This window comes from uncultured Senegalimassilia sp., from assembly GCF_934630535.1.
In the GTDB taxonomy this organism is placed as follows: Bacteria; Actinomycetota; Coriobacteriia; order Coriobacteriales; family Eggerthellaceae; genus Senegalimassilia.
Genome location: NZ_CAKTVU010000001.1, coordinates 141642 through 164100, shown reverse-complemented (window position 1 = coordinate 164100; position 22459 = coordinate 141642). Strand labels below are relative to the sequence as shown.

General features: G+C 64.0%; 17 protein-coding genes. 6 read left to right on the top strand and 11 right to left on the bottom strand.

What is annotated here, in order from left to right; genetic code table 11:
• Window positions 1-3: 3 nt before the first annotated feature.
• From modB to Q0D52_RS00750, 7 genes are all read right to left on the bottom strand, one after another.
• A complete protein-coding gene (gene modB / locus Q0D52_RS00780) occupies window positions 4-1446 on the bottom strand; it encodes a molybdate ABC transporter permease subunit (protein WP_294379535.1) in 1443 nt (480 codons plus the stop codon).
• A gap of 95 nt (window positions 1447-1541) precedes the next feature.
• Window positions 1542-2459 carry a molybdate ABC transporter substrate-binding protein gene (modA, locus tag Q0D52_RS00775; protein ID WP_294379533.1) on the bottom strand — a complete coding sequence of 306 codons (918 nt, stop codon included), beginning with the start codon at window positions 2457-2459 and terminating at the stop codon, window positions 1542-1544.
• A 226-nt stretch (window positions 2460-2685) separates the two neighbouring features.
• A complete protein-coding gene (locus Q0D52_RS00770; protein WP_294379531.1) occupies window positions 2686-4518 on the bottom strand; it encodes an MATE family efflux transporter in 1833 nt (610 codons plus the stop codon).
• A gap of 6 nt (window positions 4519-4524) precedes the next feature.
• Complete coding sequence (locus Q0D52_RS00765) at window positions 4525-6309, bottom strand: GH3 auxin-responsive promoter family protein (RefSeq protein WP_294379529.1); 1785 nt, start codon at window positions 6307-6309, stop codon at window positions 4525-4527.
• 9 nt (window positions 6310-6318) lie between these two features.
• Window positions 6319-6621 (bottom strand): STAS domain-containing protein, encoded by a 303-nt coding sequence (locus Q0D52_RS00760; protein ID WP_294379527.1) that lies wholly within the window; start codon window positions 6619-6621, stop codon window positions 6319-6321.
• A 30-nt stretch (window positions 6622-6651) separates the two neighbouring features.
• Window positions 6652-8859 carry a SpoIIE family protein phosphatase gene (locus Q0D52_RS00755; RefSeq protein WP_294379779.1) on the bottom strand — a complete coding sequence of 736 codons (2208 nt, stop codon included), beginning with the start codon at window positions 8857-8859 and terminating at the stop codon, window positions 6652-6654.
• A 379-nt stretch (window positions 8860-9238) separates the two neighbouring features.
• Complete coding sequence (locus Q0D52_RS00750; protein WP_294379525.1) at window positions 9239-10252, bottom strand: NAD(P)H-hydrate dehydratase; 1014 nt, start codon at window positions 10250-10252, stop codon at window positions 9239-9241.
• Between the two features lie 770 nt (window positions 10253-11022).
• Between Q0D52_RS00750 and Q0D52_RS00745 the strand changes: the two genes are divergently transcribed.
• Window positions 11023-11997, top strand: coding sequence for a hypothetical protein (locus Q0D52_RS00745; protein WP_294379524.1), 975 nt, complete (start codon window positions 11023-11025; stop codon window positions 11995-11997).
• A 593-nt stretch (window positions 11998-12590) separates the two neighbouring features.
• On the opposite strand, the gene acpS is transcribed toward Q0D52_RS00745, so the two are convergent.
• The 3 genes from acpS to Q0D52_RS00730 all read right to left on the bottom strand — a co-directional run bounded on the left by acpS (window position 12591) and on the right by Q0D52_RS00730 (window position 15956).
• The gene (acpS, locus tag Q0D52_RS00740; protein WP_294379522.1) at window positions 12591-13232 is read right to left on the bottom strand and encodes a holo-ACP synthase; all 642 of its coding nucleotides are present in this window, start codon (window positions 13230-13232) and stop codon (window positions 12591-12593) included.
• Window positions 13233-13305: 73 nt separating this feature from the next.
• Window positions 13306-15144 (bottom strand): glutamine--fructose-6-phosphate transaminase (isomerizing), encoded by a 1839-nt coding sequence (gene glmS / locus Q0D52_RS00735; RefSeq protein WP_294379520.1) that lies wholly within the window; start codon window positions 15142-15144, stop codon window positions 13306-13308.
• 437 nt (window positions 15145-15581) lie between these two features.
• Window positions 15582-15956, bottom strand: coding sequence for a RidA family protein (locus Q0D52_RS00730; RefSeq protein WP_042432748.1), 375 nt, complete (start codon window positions 15954-15956; stop codon window positions 15582-15584).
• 279 nt (window positions 15957-16235) lie between these two features.
• Between Q0D52_RS00730 and ilvA the strand changes: the two genes are divergently transcribed.
• From ilvA to Q0D52_RS00710, 4 genes are all read left to right on the top strand, one after another.
• Entirely contained in the window at window positions 16236-17447 is a 1212-nt protein-coding gene (gene ilvA, locus Q0D52_RS00725; RefSeq protein WP_294379517.1) for a threonine ammonia-lyase, read from the top strand.
• Between the two features lie 194 nt (window positions 17448-17641).
• Entirely contained in the window at window positions 17642-18556 is a 915-nt protein-coding gene (locus tag Q0D52_RS00720; protein ID WP_294379514.1) for an AEC family transporter, read from the top strand.
• Between the two features lie 236 nt (window positions 18557-18792).
• The gene (locus Q0D52_RS00715; protein ID WP_294379512.1) at window positions 18793-19500 is read left to right on the top strand and encodes a DUF3793 family protein; all 708 of its coding nucleotides are present in this window, start codon (window positions 18793-18795) and stop codon (window positions 19498-19500) included.
• A 182-nt stretch (window positions 19501-19682) separates the two neighbouring features.
• Entirely contained in the window at window positions 19683-20102 is a 420-nt protein-coding gene (locus tag Q0D52_RS00710; RefSeq protein ID WP_294379509.1) for a flavodoxin, read from the top strand.
• A gap of 198 nt (window positions 20103-20300) precedes the next feature.
• On the opposite strand, the gene Q0D52_RS00705 is transcribed toward Q0D52_RS00710, so the two are convergent.
• A complete protein-coding gene (locus Q0D52_RS00705) occupies window positions 20301-20669 on the bottom strand; it encodes a heavy-metal-associated domain-containing protein (RefSeq protein ID WP_294379508.1) in 369 nt (122 codons plus the stop codon).
• Between the two features lie 269 nt (window positions 20670-20938).
• Here Q0D52_RS00705 and Q0D52_RS00700 point away from each other — a divergent pair, with 269 nt between their 5' ends.
• Window positions 20939-22234 carry an O-acetylhomoserine aminocarboxypropyltransferase/cysteine synthase family protein gene (locus tag Q0D52_RS00700; RefSeq protein ID WP_294379507.1) on the top strand — a complete coding sequence of 432 codons (1296 nt, stop codon included), beginning with the start codon at window positions 20939-20941 and terminating at the stop codon, window positions 22232-22234.
• Window positions 22235-22459: the final 225 nt, after the last annotated feature.

The following is a 22459-nucleotide window of genomic DNA, read 5'->3' as shown; positions in this document are numbered from 1 at the left end:
GCTTTACTCCGAACGCTTGCGATACTTAGTGGTGTGCCCGCTCCACAGGTTGATGAACACGATGACCACCAGGGAGAACACGATGATGACGCCCGTCCAGAACCAGGCGACGTCGCTGTTGCCGTTCATCCACTCGAAGTAGATGGCGATGGGGATGGTGCGCGTGATACCCACGTAGTTGCCCGCCATGAACAGCGTGGCGCCGAACTCGCCCAAGGCGCGCGCGAACGCGAGCACCATGCCCGCCGCGATGCTCGACCACGACAGCGGCAGCATCAGCCGCACGAAGATCTTCGCATTGCTCCACCCCAGCGTGCGGGCGGCGTCGAGCATGTTGCGGTCAAGGCTCTCGAACGCGCCGAGCGCGTTGCGGTACATCAGCGGGAACGCCACCACCACCGCGGCGATGACGCACGCCGCGGGGCTGAAGATGAGCGGGAAGCCCGTCTCTATCCAGAACCGGCCGAACGCCGTGTTCGAGCCGCACGCGAACAACAGGATGAAGCCGCACACGGTAGGCGGCAGCACCATGGGGATGGTGAAGATGGCGTCGAAGATGCTCTTCGCACGCGAGCTGAGGTTCAGGCAGAAATACGCCGCCAGCAGGCCCAGGATGACGATGAACACGATGGCGATGCCCGTGGTGCGCAGGCTCACCCACAGCGGGCTCCAATCCAGGTTCTGCAGAAACTCGCCCGCCGCGGCCAGGCCCGTGGCCTTCGCGACGATGCTCACCTGATCGGCCGGCGCGATGGTGCCGAAGTCGGCGAACGAGGGCTTGGCGTAGTTCGCGTTCTCGCTGTCGGTGATGTCGCTGCCGTCCACCCCGATGGCCAGCACGTACGCCTTGCCCGAGATCTCCTGGTCGAACATAAGCCGCACGGCGCCCAGGTCATACGTTGGCTGCGTGGTGAAATGCCACGTGGAGATGCCGCTCAAGGGCACCGAGCCCGACGACTGGCCTGCATCGAGCGCGCAGAACAGCTGCTTGAGCTGCGTTTGCGTCTGCGCATCCTCAAGGTCGAAGGATAGCTGGTTGGCCACGCCGCGCGGAACGTAGGCCACCACCTGATCGTTCACCGCTATCAGCTGCGCCGCCTGCCCGACCCCCTGGCCGATAAGGTACGCGTAGCCGCGATATTCGCCGTCGATGCTGCGGTTGGAGCCCTTCTGCGCACGCGAGAAATCGCTTATCGCAAAACTGCTGCCCTCGAGCGCCGCGGCGTCGCCGTCTTTGGACACCTGCACCGCCGACGTATCCACATCGCCTGCGGATTGCTCATCGGAGCCCGAAGAGGCGGCTGCCGGCTTCGCGCTTACCGCCGGCGTATCCACATCGCCCAGCGCGTCGTCGGCAAGCGCCACGGCCGGCGCGCACAGCGTCAGCGCCGCCGTAACAGCAAGGCTTGCGATAAGCCTTTTCGCACGTTTTCCCTGTTTCGTCATATATCCCGTCCTTGGACGCGGTAAGGGGATGGGGCCGAATCGCCCCATCCCCTTGCTTGGTTCGTCTATCTGCTATGCGGTTCCAAGCGCGGCGCTTACGCCAGCTCGAAGCCCCACTTCTGCCAGATTTCCTGGGCCTTGTCGCTGCTCAGGCACCAATCCAGGAACTCCTGGGTGGCAGCGGCGTTCTTGCTTTCGGAGGTGACGGCGCCGGGATACACGATGTTCTTGTGCGTGTTGGCCGGCACGGTGCCGACGATCTGCACGCCGCCGAAGCGGTACACGTCGGAGGTGTACACGAAGGCGACGTCGACATCGCCGGACTGGGCATGCTTGCACACGTTGCCCACGGAGGTGTCGGTGACAACCTTATGGCCGGCATCGACGAACGCCTGGTAGCTGCCGCCCTTGCCGGAGATGTCCTTGCCGGTCTTGCCCTCGTCGGAGGCGGCGGGGGTGTACACGCCTACCGTGGACAGGGACTGGGCGGCGTAGTTGCCGGCGGGCACGGAATCGTCGCCCACGCAGATGGAGTACTTGCCGGCGGCGATGTCGTCAAGGGTGACGTCCTTGATGTCGGCGCCTTCCTTGGAGACCATGACCAGGTCGTTCTTGAACATGTCAACGCGCGTGGAGGAATCGACGTAGCCCTTCTCCACGGCGGTGTCCATGGAGCCCTTCGAGGCGCTGATCAGCAGGTCGGCGTAGGAGCCGGCGCCAAGCATCTCATTGAGCTCGCCGGAGGCCTTGTACTGCGTATCCTTGAAGGAGACGTTGTCATGGCCGTCGGCGATATAGGCTGCCTGGACCTCTTCCATGGCCTTGGACAGGGAGTTGGCCGCGAAGACCTGCAGCTCGACCTGCTCCTTATTGTTATCGGCGGACTGCTCGGTAGCGGAATCATTCTTCTGCTCGGTGGAGCCGCTGTTGGACGAGCAGCCGGTCAGAGCGAAGGCGCCCACCATCGCGAACGCGCATACGGCCGCGATCACGACGCGAAGTTGCTTCTTCATGTGCTTCCCTTTCCTTCCTGATGAGATACCCCTCTTTGTACGCAACAGCGAACAATTCGTTGCTTGGTGGATATATTATTCTCATCGTCGTATGTTAGTCAATTGACAATAATCCATTTTCGTGAATTATTTTGCTAGCAGAATGTAACGCTCGGCGAATAATAAAGCGGCTACCTGCGCGAATGCACAGGTGGCCGCTTTGCGTGATTTCTTTGGAGACACGACCTTACGCAGGTGCGGATAATGTAACCACCACGTTATTAAGGCCGACCGTGTTCTGGTATTCAACGCCCTTCACACCTTGGCGCAACATACGAATGCCAACGGCAGAACAAGGGTCGGCAGCTGAAAGGTCCAGGTCCATGGGGTTGAACGGCGCCCCGTTGTCGCGCATGCGCAGCACCAGCGTGCCGTCGCGCTTCAAGATGAGCTTCACGTCGATGGCCGGGTGCTTCGTTTTGGCGAAACCGTGCTCCACCGCGTTGGCGGCCATCTCCTCCACCGCCAGCGGCACCAGATAGGAACGGCGCCCGTCGATGCCCTGCGCCTCGCACCACGCCGCCACCTGCTGGGAGCACGCCGCGACCGACGCGATATCGGGCTTGCAAGAAAAGGCCCGCCAGGCCCGCCAATCCTGCTGGAAGGTCTCGGGCAGGTACATCATCTTGTCGAGCAGGCCGGCCCGCTCGCACGCATCCGCCGCAGCTTCGTGCGCACCGCCGGCAGCCCTCTTCGCCGCCCCGCGCTTCCACAGCACGCTGGCCACGACCAGCTGCAGCGCCAGCGTGACGGCCTCGCCCACCAGAAACGACGTCCACACCGCCGTCGCGCCCCAAAACCATACCGTCCCCAACGCGAACAGCACGGCGAACAGGCCCGACTGCCCCACGGCGATGGCGCTTGCGGCGCGCACGTTGCCCGTGCCCTGGTAGTAGTTCACGAACAGCTGGTTGATCAGGTCGATGGGCACGCACAGGATGAACGCCCGCACGGCGACCACGCCGAACGCCTCGGCGTCGCCCTCAAGGCCGAACAGCCCCACGACCTGGGGCGCGAACGCGAACACCGCCGCGCACAAAGCGCACGACAGCACCAGCCCCATGCGCATGCCCGTTCGCAGCGTCGCCTTCAGCGCGCCGCGGTCCTCTTCGCCGAAGAAGATGCCGCACAGAAGGGTGGCCGTCTGCCCCACGCCAATGGTTACCGACGAGGCGAACGAGTTCACCGACGACAGCATGGACAAGGCTGCGACCGCGCCGGCGCTCGCCACCGTCAGCAGCAGCCAGTTGAACGTGAACGTGCGCACCATGACGGTGGCGCGGGTAAGCGAATCGGGCAGGCCCGTCTTCAGCACGCCGGCAAGCTGCCCCGCATGCGGCACGGGGTTCACCAGATGCAGCGTGTTGCCCTTGCTGAGAAAATGCGTGCAGCAGATGCCCACGGCCACGCAATACGCCAGCGCCGTGGCCAGGCCCATACCGCGAAGTCCCAGGTCAAGCACGCAAACCGCCACCAGATTGAATACCACGTCGCACACGCTCATGCCAATGATGGCCACGATACCCAGCTGAGGCGCGTTGTCCAGGCGCGTGAACCCCATGAGCAGCTGCAGCAGCACGATGGCGAACGCGCCGGAGCAGATGCCGCTCAAATACGCCGCGGTGTCGGCGTGCAGCTCGCCCGATGCGGCGCCGAGCATGGTCGCCAACGCGTCGGCGCCGGCCACGCCACCCGCCGACAGCGCCGCGCCCACCGCAAGCGCCGCGGCAAGCGACACGCTGAACAGCACGTTCACCCTATCGGCGTCGCGGTTGCCCAGCGCCCGGGCGCACAGGGCCACCGCGCCCGTTTCAAGGATGCCGGCGCACCCCGAGAACAGCATGAACACGGAAAGCGACATGCCGATGGCCGCCACCGCGCCCGACCCTAGCAAGTTGCCGGCGATCACGTTGTCGATCATCATGCCGAGCGTTGCCGACAGGGTGATGAGGATGGACATGGCCAGATACTTGCCGAACGTCCGCTTGATCAGCTCGCTGTTCTCGGTTTGCGCCCCCATGGCTCCCTACCCTTCGATTTCCCCGTCGATGAGCGCGAAGAAGAAGCGCCGCTTCTGCTCGGTGTCCACGATGTGCACCGGCTTGATCTGGTTCGGGGCCTTGCCGTGCATGACGCGCATATCGCGCCACAGCTGATTGGTCTCGTCCTGCAGCACGCGCGCGGTGGCCGGGGCGAACGTGCCGTCCTCGGTCATGTAGTCCACGTCGTAGTTGCCCGCGCGCAGCTCCTCGTCGGTGATGCGCGACAATTCGGCCAGGTCGATGGCCGCATGGTCGGCATGGTAAAACTCGAACAGGTACTCGTAGCGTGCCGGATGATGGTCGACGTCGGGGTACACGCTGAAATCCACGAGGTCGAGCCCTGCGCGCGCAGCCACCTTGTCGGCCACCTTGCGCAGCACAAGCTCCGTGGTCTTCTCGCCATGCATGTTCACCGTCTGATCGAGGCGGAACAGAAACTCCATCGTGGGCATGGTTCCCTTGTGGCCGACACAGCGGATGGCGTCGCGCATCTTGTAACGGTAGAAGCCCGAACGGCTGGTGATGATGACCTCGTAGTCATGGCCTTCTTGCAGGTCCTCGACGCCGAGCGTGTGGTCGTAGTCGGGGTCGTCGACGGGCACGAACTCGAAGTACACGCTGCGCGGCAGCAGCACGCTCGAAGGGTTATCCAGCTCAAACGGCACGGAGAACGCGCCTTCCGAAGCGCTGTAGCCGGTGTAGAGGATGTGCACGTCGTTGCCGATGAAGCGACGCAGACGCTGCGTGTAGGGCGCGAAACCGCCGCCGGCAACGCTGCGAACGACCAGCAGGTTCGGCCACATGGCCGGTGTGATGGGCTCGTCGAAGCCGCGCTCGAAGATGGCGCGCAGCTCGGCAGCGCGCTCGGGGTTGGGCTCGATGCGCGCTTCCAAACCGGCACGCACGTCGGCCGGCATCTGGATGGACGCATCGATGGTTCCCTGCTCGATGTCGCGCACGAGCAGCTCCCAGTTGTCCTCGACGTAGCGCATGAGGTCGAGCACGCCGGTGATGAACACCGATGATATGTCCCGTATGTCGCGCTCTTCGATGGCGAAGCGCGCATGCAGATAGCGCGTGTCGGTGCCGGGTTTGGTGAACACGGCCTCGTCGGGGCTGGTAGTGGTCGCCGCAAGATACGGGCGGGCGTCGGCGATGGCCTTGCACGATAGCGACCCGAACGAGATGCCGCTTTTCAGCGTGGCGTAGTGGCTTTCGATAAGCGTGAGCATACGGCCACCGGCCAGGCCCTCGCCCGCGCCCACGTAGCTGCGGTAATACGTGTACGCGCCCGAATAGCCCATGAGGATCTCCGCCATGCGCTTGGTGTAGGGGATGCCCTTGGGATTGCCCATGGTGCCCGAGGTTTCATTGAAGTGCACGATTTCCTCGGTGGTCACCACGCCGCGCGTGCCGTGCTCCATCACCTCGTAGATATAGCCGGCGTAATCGTCGTAGTTGGTGAAGGGAACGGCGCGTTTGAAGTCCTCGACCGTCTTGATGTCGGCAAAGCCGTGATCACGGCCGAACGGCGTGTCCTTGTTCGCCTCTATCATCTCGAAGAGCAGCTCTTCCTGCACCTCGCGCGCATGCAGCACGTCGGCCTCAAGCTGCTGCTCGAGCGCCTTTCCCGCCGCGTATTGGCGTTCGTGCATCATGGCGCGCAGGGCTGCCACATCGGGCACCTGCGCGGGCGCGCTCGCCGATGCGGGCATCTCGTGATGCACGTCGTTGCCGGTCGGTTCCGAGATCTTTTCGTCATGCGCCATAGCCGCCCCCTACTGTTCTACGGTCAGGATTTCCGTGAAGCCCGTGGCGTCGAGCACGTCGGCGATGTACTCGTTGGGATGGCGCAACACCAGCCCGCTTCCCACCTTCGCCAGCTCCTTGTGCGCGAACAAGAACACGCGCAGACCGGCGCTCGAAACGTACTGGGTATCGGCCAGGTCGATGACCAGGCTGGCGACGCCTTCCAGGTTCTCGCGCAGGTAGCCCTCCAGATCCGGGGACGTGTTCGTGTCCAAGCGCCCAGACAGGGCCACCTCGAGCGCGTCGCCGTTTTTCGTTGCCTTGATCTCCATATGCGGTCCTTTCTCGAACGCTTCCCGTATTTAAACGAATCGCTTCGTCATACGCAAGATGTTGCGCCCGTCGGCGCGAGTGTAGCGCAAGTCGTCCATGTACTTGCGCATAAGCAGGATGCCCAGCCCGCCTTTGCGCTGCTCGTCGGTGGGGTCGACCTTCTTCGCGTTGTGCGAAAGCGGGTCGTAGGCGATTCCCTGGTCGCTGAACACGAGGTGCAAGCAGCCCGCGCGCTCGTCGACGGCGGCCTCGATGTCCACCGGCAGACGCGGCTGGCCGTCGGGGAACCCGTAGTGGCAGATGTTGACGAAGACCTCCTCGCAGACGAGCATCATCTGCGCCATCATCTTCGGCGTGCGGCCCTCGCCCTCGCAAATAGGCTCCAGGAAGGCGAACAGGCTATCAAGCTCGGCATCGTCGGCCGGCAGCGCAAGGCGCTGCACGGGAAGGTTCCAACGGAAGGCGAGCATGGTGATGTCGTCAGCCTGCGGCGCTTCGCCTGCGAAGGCGTCCACGCTTTCCGCCAGGGAGTTTACAGCGGTTTGGGCCGAAGATGCGGCCGCCGTGCTCGCAACCGCCGAAACGCCCGGCGCTTGCGCGTCCGAGCCCACGGGGGTACCTTCCCCACCCGACGCATCGATTCGCGCCAGCGTTTCCAGCAGACGTTCCTCGCCGTACAGCTCTTCAGCCGCGTTTGCCGCTTCCGACACGCCGTCGGTGTACAAAAGCAGGCCGTCGCCCGGGCTGCACACGAAGCTTCCCTCGCGATACTTCACCACGTCCATGGCGCCAAGCACCAAACCTGGGCGGCATTTCAGGAAGCTGAGCTTGCCGTTTTGCTTGAGCACCGGCGGGTTGTGGCCGGCGTTGGCGAAGCGCACCTCGCCGGTTGCCGTGTCCACCACGCACGCGAACGCGGTGACGAACAGCATGGCGTCGTTGCGCTCGCACAGCTGACGATTGGCCAGGGTGAACGCCGTGCCAAGATCGTCGGTTTCCAGCAGGTACTGGCGCAGCAGGCTTTGCGCGCGCATCATGAACAGCGCCGCGGGAACGCCCTTGCCCGACACGTCGCCGATGACGAAGGCCACGCCGCGTTCGCCCACCTCGAACACGTCGTAGAAGTCGCCGCCCACCTCACGTGCCGGGCGCATGAAGCCGGCGATATCGAGCGCGAAGCGTTCCGTGAGCGAATCGAAGTCGTGCGGCACGGCGCTCATCTGGATCTGCCTGGCCACGTCGAGCTCGGTGGCCGTGCGCTGGCGCTCGGCCGTGACGTTGTACAGGCGCTCGATGAAGCCGACCATGTCGCGACGCATCTTGTTGGTGGACTCGTACAGCTCGGCGATCTCGTAGCGGGGCTTCGTGCCGCGCTCATCGACCGCGATGCGCATGTCGCGCCTGCCCTGCTCGACATCGGATTCCATGCGCTCGATGAAGGTCTGCTGGTCGAGGGCGAGCACTTCGATGGGGCGCGTGAAGCGGCGTTCCAAGATGTGCAAGAACGCGAACATGGGCAGGAAGATGGGCACCATGAGGATGGCAGCCTCGTGGAACATGGTGTGCACAACGGTCTGGAAGCTCTCCTCGTCGCCGGAGGCGAAGGCGATGACCAAGACCGAAACGAGAAGCATCAGCAACGCCGACGCGATAACGAACCAGATGACGAAACGCTGCGTGAGGTTCGCCTTCTTGATGTTGCGGTACGGGATGTGGATCCAACGCGGCGGGTTGGGCATAAGCGGGCTGCGCTCGAGCGCGTAAAGCAGGGGCAGGCCGATGTAGAGCAGCATCCACACGTTATTCAAGCCGCGCGCGGCGAACGACGGGCCCGACTCGGGCGGCGCGCCGACGAACAGATAGACGGCCAGGTTCACGCACGCGCTGTCCACCAGGACAAGTCCCATGTACAGCGCCGTCTTCGACGCCGAATCGAATCGCGGGTACGGGCGCGGGCTTTTCGCGTTCACGAGATACCACACCCAGCGCGGCAGGCCGTTGTACATGATCTGTATCAGGAAGTAGCCCGCCAGCATGAACGGCGTGGCGCCTTCGTGCAGGATATCCGAGACCAGGTTGGCCGTCGCGCAACCGAAAATACCCGGCAAGCCGAAGAACAGCCCGAGCACCGGCCCCAACGCTGACGCCGGGCGAATCTGCACGACATCGTTGAACTGCGGAACCGCCAGAAAGCCTTCAAGGACCGCCAGGTACACGACGAAGCAGGCGGCGAACATGCTCAACGACCGCTTCCAGCCAAGCCGCAATGGCGCCTGCGGGGTTTCTGGCGCAACGGAAGCTATCGGCATCCCCCCGACATCGCGAACAGCGGTTGCGGGCATCTCATTATGTTCCGGTCGATCCGATTCCATGGTGTCGCACCTCCCGCATCCGTTCGCTAAAACGCCATCCAGATTCGTTCGCCCTTACTATAACGAATGTCGCTGGCGCAGAAGAAGGCAAACCGAGACGAAGGATAAAAGCCATCCCCGCCCCGGCAACCGGCAGGATGCCCGGCCCTTCGCAGACACGCTGCAGATAGGCGATGCGGATTCGTCCAATCTTCGCCGGATCGCAATAGCATCCGCAAGCCCGCCCACCTGTCGCGGCAGGGCGCTACGACAACGAAGCGATCGCCTCGGGAATGGCGGCCACCACGTCTTCAGCGGTTACGCAAATGCTGGTCAGGCGCTTTGCCGCCGCCCGCGCCGCCCGCGCATGCAGCGCCGAAGCAAGCACGCACGCGTCTACCGGGGCCAAACCCTGCGCAAGCAGCGCCGCGGCCATGCCGGCAAGCACATCGCCCGTTCCCGCCTTCGCCAAGGCAGAGGTTCCATCCGACATGCGCACGATGGTTTCACCGTCAGATATATAGGTAACAGGGCCTTTGACCATGGCAGTCACGCCGTAAGCTTGCGAAAGCAACAACGCCAACTGCGCCGGGTCGTCGGTAGGCAGGGCCAGCGGAGCGGCAAGGCGCGCAGCTTCTCCCGCGTGCGGCGTGACGACCGTGGGCAAGCCGTCGATGAAGCGGCGGCGCAGCAGCAGGCGGCCTTCGGGAGAGGTCAGCGCGTCAAGGCCGCCGCCGTCGACAAGCACCGCAGCGGCCGCGCCCTCGAGAACGGTGCAGGTCAGCTGGGCGGAAAGAGGATCGGCGGCATCGAGGCCGCTACCGACGAGGAACGCCAGCGGATGACGGGGCGCCACGGGGCCAAGCGCTTTCGGGCGCGGTGCCGCATGCACCGGACGGCCCGATCGGCATGCGCGATACGCGCCCGCCCGCCCGTCCGAGCTTGCGGGCGCAGCCTGAACCGCGGCAGGGCTGCCAGCGACGCTCCCCCGTTCATCGGGATCGAGCTGCGCGTACGCCGCCAACTCATCCCACGCGCGCACCACAAGCGACGGGCTTGCCGCGCGCACCGGCGCGACGGATTCGGGCGAGCAGGCAACTTCGGTATACCCCGCGCCCATGCGCTGCGAGGCAACCGCCGCAAGACATGCGGCGCCTGGATAGTCGGCGCAACCGGCAATCAGCGTCAACTTGCCGCGCGAATACTTGTTCGCCAGGTCGTCAGGCCACGGAAGCAATGCCGCCACCTGCTCCAACGTATACTTCTTCGCTCGCTGCATCCGTCCTCCATTCGCCAAGCGCTACGCACACATGCTCGCACCCAGTGTACTCCAACCACGTAAGAGCCAAGTAAAACATGGCGTTCGCCACCGCAAGCAGCCCCGCAAACAAGAAGCCCGGCGCCAACGCGCAAGCCGCAGCACCGTCCCAAGCGCAAGCGCGACCGCGTCAATCGCCAGGGAAAGCCGAACCCCTACGCGCACCAGAGCCCCCAGCATGCGCCAGAGCCCCCAGCGCGCGCCGGGACGAAAACCGGACTCCGGAGCGTTAGCCTGGCCAAGCAGCGAGTTCCCGCTACGAAGAATCGTCAGTCTTGTCCAGCCGTGGTCAAAATCGACAATTCTTCGCAGCCTCAAGGCCAAAACGCTCGATTATTTGCGCTATCGGAAAGCCCATACGCGCACAACCGGCAAAAACGTCCGTTTCTCTCTTCCGAGACCGCGAAAAACCGTCCGTTTTGACCGCCAACGACCAAAACAGACGGTTTTTCGCATCGCGCCCCCACACGACAGCCCAACCCCATGCCCAACATGCAACGCCCCCGTCATCAATCTCGGCGCGCATTCCGTAAAGCGCAGTCGCAAACTCGCAGCCGTGAGCCACGACGCTTGCGCAAGCCCTCCGTATCACAACCATCTTGCGCAAACCTTGTCGATTCCTTGCGCAAACCTTGTCGACCTCTTCCCCGACCCTTACCAAAACCTTCCCTAGTCCCTGCACCGCAAAATTCTCGTTCTACCTGGGGAAATACTCTGATACCTTAGATTGCATGACTATTGTGATCTCACATATTTCAGCAATCGAGTACTGGCTTGCGCACGAATCGCTCAAGCCCAAGGCCACGTCTGCCCATGCAGCAACCGAACTCCCGTGCGCGAGTCCCACCATCGATGACCGCCGCCGCGCCGAGCAGCTTCTAAAACAGTGCGCCAGCATCCCGTTGCATATTGCTACCACGAAACCGCTCCATAACAGCACGCGCTTCCGCTGCCACGTTTGGTCCTCGCCCGTAGCACGGGCGCTCTATAGAATCGCAGATGACGTTTACGTTTGCTCCCCTGAACTCGCCTTCGTCCAATCGGCGACTGCGCTCGACAAAATCGATACCGTGCGTTTAGGGTGCGAATTGTGCGCAACGTATTCCATCGACCGCCACGCACGCGGAGGGTTCTTTCAGCGCAATGCCATCGCCACGCGCGAAAAGCTCAGCGCGGTCGTTTGCGAAAACCAGGGGGCAAACGGGATCAAAACCGCACGATGGGCGCTCGATCACGTGCTCGACCGATCAGCGTCGCCTGCCGAAACGAAAGTTGCGCTCGCTCTTACGCTCCCCTGCAAAATCGGTGGAATGGGACTCCCCCAGCCTTCGCTGAACCGCTTCATCCCGCTCAACGCAGCAGAGCAAAAGGCGCTCAATAGAAGCTATTTCCTTTGCGACCTCTATTGGGAGCAAGCAAAGCTCGCCATTGAGTACGACAGCGATGCCGAGCACTCCGGATCCGACCGCATCGCCTCGGATGCCGCACGAAGGAATGCGTTGCTCCGCCTGGGAATCACAGTCATCACCGTGGGAAACCGGACGTTTCGCGACAGGTCGGAATTTAAAAGAGTCGGCGCAACCGTCGCGCGGCTTCTCGGAACGCGCATCAGGCCGAGGAGCGAACACTATGACCGTCGACAAATCGAGCTTCGCAAGCGTCTGAGCAGCCAACCGATTTGGGAAAGCGCCCGTTATGGCGAGTAGCGCAAACATGCGCCGCTTTCGCATTCGACGCACGCGGCACAGCGTAAGTCGCCTACAGCGAGCTCTTCGACAAACCGGTTTGTTGATGCAGCGGATCCGGCAGGCAAGGGCGCTGCCGCGCCCAACGGGCGTCCATCTGCTGCGACCATCAAGCGCGCGTGCTTTCCCCAGGTACACGAGCGCCTAGATTGTGCGCCATCTAAGCTCGCCAGACAGTAACGTCACAAGCACGAAAACGAAACTGCCGCAGCAAGCGAACCATGCTCAGCAAGCGAACGAACACGCTGGGGCGACGGATTCGCAAATTCGCCCAGACAAGAACCGTTCATTTTGTCCCTCGGCGGCCAAAATCAACGGTTCTTCGCCACTGAGTAGGCCAAAAGAAACGATTATTCGCGCCGCGCTCCCCATTCGCACGAAATACCGTCAATATTGTCCATCCCGCGCCTCAGAAAACGCGAAGAATCGCTCGTTATGTCCCGCTGGGGCCAAAACGAGCGATTCTTCGCAATTCACACCCCGCGACCTACGTACGCCTCGCTTCGCGCCGGCGTCCAACTTGCGAGAAGCGGTCATCGAGCCTGACGCGGCCGCTAATCAGCCTCCCCCTGCGCATGTCGGACCATGCCCATGGCCGAATGCGCGTCGGGCACCTGGGGCTGCGCAGGCGCGGGCGCTGCCGCATCCAGGTCGTCGAGCATGGTGCGCGCCTCCTTAAACTGACGCGCCAGCTCCTCCATGGGGTCGCGCCGCTCCTGCTGCGCGCGCACCGACCCCTCGGTGATGGCCATGGCGCACGCCACCGCATCGGTGTGCGTGTACGACAGCGAAAGCGGCAGCTCGCGCACGCCGAGCGCCTGCGCCACCTGCTTGGCGCGGCCGGTGAGCACGGCGTAGGGACGGCCCTTCGACGTTCGGCGGACCTCCACGTCGCGCACGCCGATGCCCTGCGAAAAGCCCGTGCCCAGCGCCTTGAGCACCGCCTCCTTCGCCGCGAAGCGCGTGGCGTAATGGACGGCCGGCTGCGCGGTGGCGTCGCAATAGCGGCATTCCTCGGCGCTGAACACCTTGCGCGCGAACGCGGGGGATCGCTTGAGGATCTTGCGCATGCGCTCGATCTCAACGATGTCCACGCCCAGGCCCACGGCCCCCTCGACGGCGCCGAACGCAGCTTCCACCTGCGACGATGCGCCGTCCTGCCGGCCCTCGCCCGCTACTTTCGCGTCCTCGACCACAAGCGACCTCCCTGTAAAGAAAGCGGGCGCCCGAACGGCGCCCGCACCAACGTTGCCCTTATTGTACGCGAACCTACTCCACCGTCACGCTTTTCGCCAGATTGCGCGGCTGATCGACATCGCAGCCGCGGGCCACGGCGATGGCGCGCGCGAGCAGCTGCAACGGCACGCTGGCCGTGATGGCCGAGAACGCGTCGCGCACCTTCGGGATGTAGATGACGTGATCGGCGTGCTTGCGGATCTCCTCGTCGCCCTCGGTGGCGATGGCCACCACCATGGCGCCGCGCGCCTTGCTCTCCTGAAGGTTGGACACCAGCTTGTCGTAGACGGGGCTTTTCGTCGCCACGGCGATGACGGGGAAGCCCTCGTCGATCAGCGCGATGGGGCCGTGCTTCATCTCGCCGGCCGGGTAGGACTCGGCGTGCAGGTAGCTGATCTCCTTGAGCTTGAGGGAGCCCTCGCGGCTGACCGCCGCACCCATGCCGCGGCCCACGAACAGCGCGCTGCGGGCGTCCTTGCACGCCTGCGCGGACTCCTCGACCGCCGGGCCGCACTCGGCCAGGATGCGCTCGACCTGCTCGGCGGTGTCGGCGAGCTCGCGGAACAGCAGGCGGATCTGGTTCATCTTCAGCTTGCCCTTGACCTGCGCCAACAGCATGGCAAGCAACGTGAGCGAGACCACTTGGCCCAGGAACGACTTCGTGGAGGCCACAGCGATCTCCTTGTTGGCCTTCGTATAGATGACGCCGTCGGACTCGCGCGCCACGGGGCTGCCCACCACGTTGGTGATGCCGAACACGCGCGCGCCCTTCACACGGGCGTCGCGGATGGCCGCCAGCGTGTCGGCCGTTTCGCCGGACTGCGACACCGCAACCACGAGCGTGGTGGGCGTGATGATGGGGTTGCGATAGCGGAACTCGCTTGCGACCTCGCATTCGCAGGGGATGCGCGCCCAGCCCTCGATGAGGTTCTTCGCGATGAGGCCCGCATGGTAGCTGGTGCCGCACGCGATGATGTAGACGCGGTCGATGAGGTTGAGCTCCTCCACGGAAAGGTCCAGCTCATCGATGGAAAGGGCGCCGCCCACCAGACGGCCCGCAAGCGTGTCGCGGATGACGCGCGGCTGCTCGTGGATCTCCTTGAGCATGAAGTCGGGGTATCCGCCCTTCTCGGCCACGTCGAGGTTCCAGTCCACGTGCGTGACCTTGGGGTCCTCGATGACCTGGCCGGAGGCGGTGTAATAGGTCACGCCTTCGGGCGTGAGCCTGGCCAGCTCGCCGTCGTTCATGACCACCACGTCGCGCGTGGCGTCGATCATGGCGATGATGTCGCTGGCGACGTAGGCGCCTTCCGCGCCCTGGCCCACCACCAGCGGGGAATCCTTGCGCGTGGCCACGATGGTGCCCGGCTCGTCGGCAGAAACGACGGCCAGCGCGTACGCGCCCACCAAACGCTCGCTGGCGGCGCGGACCGCACAGAGCAGGTCGGGCGCGCCGTCGCGCAGCGCCTGCTCGATCAGATGCGGCACCACCTCGGTGTCGGTGTCGCTGGTGAAGGAATGCCCCGCGGCCTGCAGCTCCTCGCGCAGGTCGGCGAAGTTCTCGATGATGCCGTTGTGCACCACGGCGATGCGGCCGTCGCAGCTGGTGTGCGGATGGGCGTTGGCCTCGCTCGGGCGGCCGTGGGTCGCCCAGCGCGTGTGGCCGATGCCGCAAGCTCCTTCGAAGTTGAAATGCCCCAGCGTGTGCGCCAGGCTGGAAACCTTGCCCTTGCGGTGCACCACCTCGAGCTTGCCGTCCTGGTAGATTGCCACACCGGCGCTGTCGTAGCCGCGATACTCAAGGCGCGACAGGCCCTCGATCAGGATGCCTTGCGCCGGGCGCGCGCCCGTGAAACCGACGATTCCGCACATGCGATTGCTCCTCACAGGTAGGTTGCGGCCCGAAGGCGCCGCACGGCGGGAGCGAACGCTCAAAGCCGAGCTGCCTGGTCGGGCTTTCCATCGCGTACATGGTAGGGCAGCGTCCGGCGAACGCACCAAGGCTGCAGACAATCTCTAACGCGCCTGCCGTTCATCCCGCGCACAGCGCCGTTCGCAGCATGCAAATACGTGCGCGGCGATGTAGCGTCACCCCTCCCCGAAAGCTAAGAGCGTGAAGCGCTCAACAGCTTCGCTCCACCCGCAGGTGGCGGCAAAGTCAGCGAGGGCCGCTGCGGTGCCCCGGATTCGCGGGAGCGTGAAGGTGCCGCGTACTTTGGTACGCAAGCCTTCAGGCTCGTGCGAAGGCGGGGTGACGCAGCGGCCCGCAGCGTCGAGTCAATTCGCCGTTCGACAGAACGGCGAAACCGTTACACCTCGGCGATGACCTCGACTTCGACCAGGGCGCCCTTGGGGAGCTTCGCCACGCCCACGGCCGAGCGGGCCGGGCGGGCGTCGCCGAAGGACTTGGCGTACTCGGCGTTGAACGCGGCGAAGTCGTCGATGTCGTCCAGGAAGCACGTGGCCTTCAGCACGTGGTCGAAGTCGGTGCCGGCCTCGGCAAGGATGGCGGCAACGTTCTTCATGACCTGCGCCGTCTGCTCCTCGATGGTGGTGCCGACAAGCTCGCCGGTTTCCGGGGAGAGCGCGATCTGGCCGCTGGCGAACAGCAGGTTGCCGCACACGCGGCCCTGCACGTAGGGGCCGATGGCCGCGGGGGCGTTCGGGGTGGCGATGACCTTCATGATGGTCGTCCTTTCCGGGGCTTGCGCCCCAACATGCGCGCGCAGGCGCGCGGAACGGCAGCGCTTCGCACGCTTCGCCCCAAGCTGCCACATGGGGGACGTAGCGCCAACTGTCCGAAAACCGGGCAGCGCATTTCGCGCCTTGAACCAAGCGTTAAACCTAGGCGATGCGTCGAATTTTGTCGCGCTGATATGGAACCTCACCATTGTAGCGCCTGCAAAGCTATGATGTTCACCGACATTAAACCGCCGCGAACCGAAAACAAAAGGGGTGAAACTATGCTGACGCTGGACGCATTCGAAGAAGCCGCAGCCAAAGTCAAGGAAGTTACACAGGAGACGAAGCTTATTGAAAGCCCCTACTTCAGCGAGATTTCCCGCAACCGCGTGTTCTTCAAGCCCGAGAACATGCAGCGCACCGGCGCCTACAAGGTGCGCGGCGCCTACTATAAGATCAGCACGCTGACCGACGAGGAACGCGCGCACGGCCTGATCACCGCATCGGCCGGCAACCACGCGCAGGGCGTCGCCTACGCCGCGCAGCATTACGGCGTCAAGGCCACCATCGTCATGCCCACCACCACCCCGCTCATCAAGGTCGAGCGCACCAAGGCCCTGGGCGCCGACGTGGTGCTGGCCGGCAACGTCTACGACGAGGCTTACGAGCATGCGCTCAAACTTGCCGAGGAGAACAGCTACACGTTCATCCACCCGTTCAACGACCTGGGCGTCGCCACGGGCCAGGGCACCATCGCCATGGAGATCGTGCAGGAGCTGCCGCTGGTCGACTACATCCTGGTGCCCATCGGCGGCGGCGGGCTTGCCACGGGCGTGTCCACGCTGGCCAAGCTGCTCAACCCCCACATCAAGGTCATCGGCGTGGAGCCCTCCGGCGCCGCATGCATGAAGGCCTCCCTTGAGGCGGGCCACGTGGTGAAGCTGCCGCGCGCCAACACCATCGCCGACGGCACCGCGGTGCTTGAGCCCGGCGATAAGATCTTCCCCTACATCCAGGAGAACCTCGACGGCATCATCACCGTCGACGACGACGAGCTGATCGCGGCCTTCCTGGACATGGTCGAGAACCATAAGATGGTCGTGGAGAACTCCGGCCTGCTCACCGTGGCCGCCCTTCGCCACCTGGACTTCCAGGGCAAGAAGGTGGTCTCCATCCTCTCCGGCGGCAACATGGACGTCATCACCATGTCCTCGGTGGTGCAGCACGGCCTGATCCAGCGCGACCGCATCTTCACCGTCTCGGTGCTCCTGCCCGACCGCCCCGGCGAGCTGGTGCGCGTGGCGCAGGTCATCGCCGACAACAAGGGCAACGTCATCCGCCTGGACCACAACCAGTTCGTCACCACGAACCGCCAGGCCGCCGTGGAGCTGCGCGTCACCATCGAGGCGTTCGGCACCGACCACAAGCAGCAGATCGTCAAGGCGCTCGAAGGCGAAGGCTTCCGTCCCAAGCTCATCAACGCTCATCTGTAACGCAAGCAGCGACGAGGGGACGAAGCCACCGCATGAGCCCCTCGCTCCACAACCGCATACGCAAGTCGCACAACGCGCAGGCCCCTGACCGGTTTCTTTCGGGATTCGATTCGGTTGGGGGCTTGCGCGTTTTCTCGTTTTGCGCAGGAAACGCGCCGATCGGTTTCCAAGAGGAGCCGGAAGGGAAGGACAGCATGGAAACCGCACTCATCAAAGTATTCGCCTTCGTCTGCATCATCATCGCAGGCTACTGGATGGGCCACACCGGCAAGCTTGGCAACATGCCCGGCGAGTTCGTGTCGAAGATCGTGTTCACGTTCACGCTGCCTTGCGCGGTGCTGCACGCATTCGGCGCCGCCGACTTCTCGCCGGAGATGCTGCTGCTCGTGCCGCTCGGCTTCGTCTTCGCCTTCGGCGCATACCTGATCACCTTCGCCATCACCCCGCGCACCAAGCGCGCCGACCGCGCGTTCTACCTGCTCAACGGCTGTGGATTTAACCTGGGCTGCTTCGCGCTGCCGTTCGTGCAGGCCATCTTCTCGCCCACCATGGCCGTGGCCACCTGCCTCTACGACGCCGGCAACGCGTTCATGATGGCAGGCGGCTCCTATGCGCTCACCGGCCTGATCGCCGGAGGCGAGCGCATCCAGCATCCTGTGCGCTTCGTCGCAAAGCGCCTGTTCTCAAGCCTGCCGTTCGATACGTACCTGCTGATCATCCTGCTGTCGGTGGCGGGAGTTCGCCTGCCCGCCGAGCTGGTGGCGTTCACCGAGCCCATCGCCAACGCCAACTCGTTTCTGGCCATGTTCATGCTGGGGCTCATGATGAGCTTCTCCGTCTCGCACGAGCGCATGGCGAAGGTGGCGCGCCTGGTAGGGCTGCGCGTGGCGTTCAGCGCGTTGCTGACCTGCATCATCTGGCTGGCGCTTCCGATCGACGGCGTCATGCACGCCCTGCTCACGCTGCTGGTTTGGAGCCCGGCAAGCGCGCTTGCCCCTATGTACACGCAAATGTCGGGCGGCGACGGCGGCCTGGCAGGCTTCGCGAACGCCCTCACCATCATCCTGGGCGTGATCGCCGCCACCTTCATCGCGCTGACGTTGGTGTAGAGCTTCGGCGCGCACGGCGACGACGTTGCGGTGCGGGCGATTCGAGCGACCGTGACCGCCGGCGGCGCCCGCGCGATGCGGTCGCGCCTGCCGGCTCCCGTCCGCACCGCAGCCGCTTCCCGGCCGTGTCCGCCATCGGCGCGAAATCTTTTGCGAAGATTCCCCAAACATGTTGACTGTGGTTTACTTATGCTTACTATGTTAGCCACGGATTACATAAACGAGAAGGAGCCGACGTGATCATAGGCGCATCGAATGCGAAGACAAGCCGCACCGCCGATCTTGAGCGCAAGCTGGTGCACCACTGCTCCCCTGCGCTTGCCGGGCTGAAGCCGGCGAACATGTTCGTGTACCGCGAAGGCGTCGATGCCGGAGGAGACCCGGGCAAGAGCATGGCGCCCGATGCTCTCAGCTCCACCAAATTCGCCCAGGAACTGGGGATATGCCGTAAAAAGCTGGAGCCTTGCGGCGTGCGCATCGAGGTGTTGGCGCGACGCAAAACCGGTCTTTTGTTGTACGTATATCGTCCAACCATGCTGAAGGCATACCTTGCGCAGCCCGATGTCCTCCGTTACCTGAAAGACGAGGGGTACGACCCCTCCGACCTTTCCGGCTGCATCGCCAAGCTGCACCGCCGCATCTGCGGCACCGACCTTGCCGCCACGCTTTCCGGCAGCTGCGCGTTCCCGCACGAGATCGGGTTCTTCCTGGGCTACCCCTACGATGATGTGGTGGGCTTCATCGAGAACAAGGGCGAGAACAGCCTGTGCAGCGGTTGCTGGAAGGTATACAGCCGCGCCCGCGATGCGCAGGCGTGCTTCTGCTGCTACAAAACCTGCACCGCGGCCTACGAGGACCTGTTCGACGAAGGCGTGCCCATCGACTGCCTTGCCGCAATCGACGAGAACTTCCCCGCCCAGGAGGCGTTCGCAGCAGCGGTGTAGCCAGCGCCCGCGGGCGCAAAAGCTCGCAGGCCCGTAAGCACCGCAAACGACACAAGCATCGAACACCGGCGGCAAAGCGTGCCTTTGCCGCATTCGCGCCGAACGGTCGGTGCGCTCGCCCGAAGCGCCCCGACCGTTCGGCACAAGACCGACGCTTCCCTTGTCAACGAAAGGATATGCAGATGAGCAAAGTAGCAGTGGTGTACTGGAGCGGCACGGGCAACACCGAGGCCATGGCGGATTTGGTGGCTCAGGGCGTGCGCGCGGCAGGCGGCACCGCCGACCTGGTGCAGTGCAACGATTTCAGCGCCGACCGCATCGCCGATTTCGACGCGTTCGCCTTCGGCTGCCCGGCCATGGGCGACGAGGAGCTTGAGGACACCGAGTTTTTGCCCATGTACGACGAGGTCGAGCCCGCGCTGTCCGGCCAGAAGGTGGCCCTGTTCGGCTCTTACGACTGGAACGACGGCGAATGGATGGAGCTGTGGGAGCAGCGCGCCGACGAGGCGGGCCTGAACGTGGTGGACAGCGTCATCGCAAAGGATTATCCCGACGATGATGCCGCCGCCGAATGCATGCGTCTGGGCGCGCTGCTGGCATAACGCAGCTTACGATCCCCGGCGGTTCGCGAAACCGCTGATCAGACATGAAAAGGGCTTCCCAAGGGAAGCCCTTTTCATACTGGTGGACAAGCCGCCCAGCATAATGCCGCAGCTAGGCGCCCTCCCTTGTCGTCGACGCGAACCGCCCAGCGAAACGGGCCATCGCCTGCGGTCGCTCGCCTTGCGACGGGCGTGCAACTAGCGCTGCATCACATAATACCCCGCTTCGCGGACGACGTCCTTCACGCGGTCCATATCGAGCGGCTGCTTGGACAGCACATGCGCGTTCTTCGCCGCCAAATCCACGCGCGCCCACACGCCATCGATGCCGTTCAGCGCGTTCTCGACCGCAGCGGAGCATCTCTCGCACGTCATGCCGCCGATCGGCACATCCGTCGCATGCGGGTAGTTCGCCTCGTCGGTATCCTCGACATGTGCGCGCTTTGCCTTCTTCGCGCTCTTCCCGCCGCAGCACGAGCCATCGCCCGAGAACGTGCGAACGGCTCTTCTGCCTGCGAATACGGCGGCAACGGCGATAACGGCACAGATGATCACGGTCGCGACCATGGTCCCACCTTTCTTAGCTTTGGTTAACTAGACAAGCCGATTGTATCACTTGCATACCCCCATGGGGCATGTTCGAAGCAATATTTCCCATTTATTTGCTAGGCTTATCGCCAGCATGAAAAACCAGGTATCTGAATTTCGAAATACCCCGCAAACGGAATCTCCTATATTCCTATTGACCCGCTTCCTTTGCTTCGGTATAACTACGAACCGTCATCAAGTTATATGAGAACAAGAAAGCCATAGTAATCGATTTAGGAGATAACCAGATGTCTGAGAAGCAGAAGTACGCATTCGAAACCTTGCAAGTGCACGCCGGACAGGAGCAGCCTGATCCGGCAACCGACGCCCGCGCCGTGCCGATCTACCTGACCTCGTCCTTCGTGTTCAAGGATGCCGCCACCGCCGCCGGCCGCTTTGGCCTGACCGAGCCCGGCAACATCTACAGCCGCCTGACCAACCCCACGGTCAGCACCTTCGAGGAGCGCGTGGCCGCGCTCGAGGGCGGCGTCGGATCCCTTGGCGTGGCGACCGGTTCCGCCGCCATCACCATCGCCGTGCAGAACATCGCCACTGCCGGCGACCACATCGTGTCCTCCACCAACCTCTACGGCGGCACGCTGAACCTGTTCGAGCACACGCTGGCCGAGCAGGGGCTCTCCACCACGTTCGTCAACCCGGCCGACCTGGACGCCGTCGAGGCCGCCATCCAGGACAACACCAAGCTGCTCTACGCCGAGACGCTGGGCAACCCCAACTCCGACGTGCTCGACCTTAAGGCCTGGGCCGACATCGCACACCGCCATAACGTGCCGCTGATCGTGGACGCCACCTTCTCCACGCCCTACCTGCTGCGCCCGATCGAGCACGGCGCCGACGTGGTCGTCCATTCCGCCACGAAGTTCATCGGCGGCCACGGCACGGCCATGGGCGGCGTGATCACCGATGCCGGCACGTTCGACTGGGCCGCCAACGCCGATAAGTTCTCCGGCGTGGCCAAGCCCAACCCCAGCTACCACGGCGTGGTGTTCACCGAGGCCGCAGGCCCCGCAGCCTACATCACGAAGGCCCGCGCCACGCTGCTGCGCGACCAGGGCGCCACGCTTTCCCCGTTCAACGCATGGTTGCTGCTGCTGGGCCTGGAGACGCTCTCCCTGCGCGTCGACCGCCATGTGGAGAACGCGCTGAAGGTGGTGGAGTTCCTGAACAACCATCCGCAGGTGGCTTCCGTGAACCATCCGGCGCTGGCAACCGGCCGCGCCAAGGAACTCTATGACGAGTACTACCCCAACGGCGCCGGCTCCATCTTCACCTTCGATGTGAAGGGCACCGCCGACGACGCGCGCAAGTTCACCGAGTCTTTGAGCTTGTTCAGCCTGCTGGCCAACGTCGCCGACGTAAAGTCGCTCGTCATCCATCCGGCTTCCACCACGCACTCCCAGCTGACCGAGGACGAGCTGCTGGCCGCCGGCATCAAGCCCACCACCGTGCGCCTGTCCATCGGCACCGAGAACATCGACGACATCCTCGCCGACCTGGCCGCCGGCTTCGAGGCCATCAAGTAGCCTTCCGACGACCGAATGCCCATGGCGGGGCGCGCTACCGGCTCCTATTTCCCCGGCCAGAATCTGAGCACCCGGAGACGCCAGGTTAAACCGAAGGGACTGACCCCGGAGGAGTTCCGGAGCCAGTCCCTTGTTGCGTAGCCTTTTATTGAAGCCACCCATGTTTTGCGGTTTTAGGACGCAGTTCAACGAGGGCCGCGCCCCGCTTGGCGTGCGCGTACCCGC